The sequence below is a fragment of the Streptomyces lushanensis genome (assembly GCF_001700515.1).
GTDB classification, from domain to species: Bacteria; Actinomycetota; Actinomycetes; order Streptomycetales; family Streptomycetaceae; genus Streptomyces; species Streptomyces lushanensis.
Genome location: NZ_MAUD01000595.1, coordinates 1 through 767, shown reverse-complemented (window position 1 = coordinate 767; position 767 = coordinate 1). Strand labels below are relative to the sequence as shown.

The window sequence follows — 767 nt, the reverse complement described above, 5'->3', positions numbered from 1 at the left end:
CGGCCACCGCCACCGTCTCCGGTAATTGCTTTGACGCCCGCCCGGCCTCTGCCTACGGTGGCTGACGTCCTGTTGTCGTCGATTGGAGTAGGACGTTGCTCGTCTGAGGTCCTGAGACACCGTGCCGCATGGATTCGTCCGTGTGTTCTCGTGTGCGACCTCGGCCGTCGAGCCGTCCTCCCCCGACCAGGACCTCTCCTGTTCCGCGGTGTCTCCATCCGTTGCCCTGCCCTTCTCGCAGTACTTCGTACTTCGCAGCGACCGGAGACCCCTCATGTCCCCATCCCCCGCCCACATCACCTGTACCGCCCTCTCCTTCGGCCGGCCCGACGGGACGAGCGTCCTCGACGGACTCCAGCTCAGCGTCGGTCCCGGCAGAACCGGTCTGATCGGACGCAACGGCTCAGGAAAATCAACGCTGTTGAGGCTGATCGCGGGCGAACTGACACCGTCCGGAGGAAAGATCAAGGTGGTCGGCGACATCGGCCACCTTCCGCAGACCGTGGTGCTCGACACCGGGCTGCGGGTGGACGAGGCGCTCGGTATCGCCGGGACCCGTGCCGCGCTGCACGCCATCGAGGCGGGCGACGCGAGCGAGGAGCACTTCACCGCCGTCGGCGACGACTGGGACGTCGAGGAGCGCGCCCGCGCCACCCTCGATCAGCTCGGCCTGGGACGGATCGGGCTCGACCGCACCATCGGCGAGATGTCCGGCGGCGAGTGCGTGCTGCTGCGGCTGGCCTCACTGCTGCTGGCCAGGCCCGGTG

General features: G+C 68.2%; 1 protein-coding gene. It reads left to right on the top strand.

Features of this window, described 5'->3' with window-relative positions; all coding sequences use genetic code 11:
* Window positions 1-274: 274 nt before the first annotated feature.
* Window positions 275-767, top strand: a 493-nt coding sequence (locus BFF77_RS31685; RefSeq protein ID WP_211280374.1) for an ATP-binding cassette domain-containing protein, incomplete at its 3' end; no start/stop codon positions are given.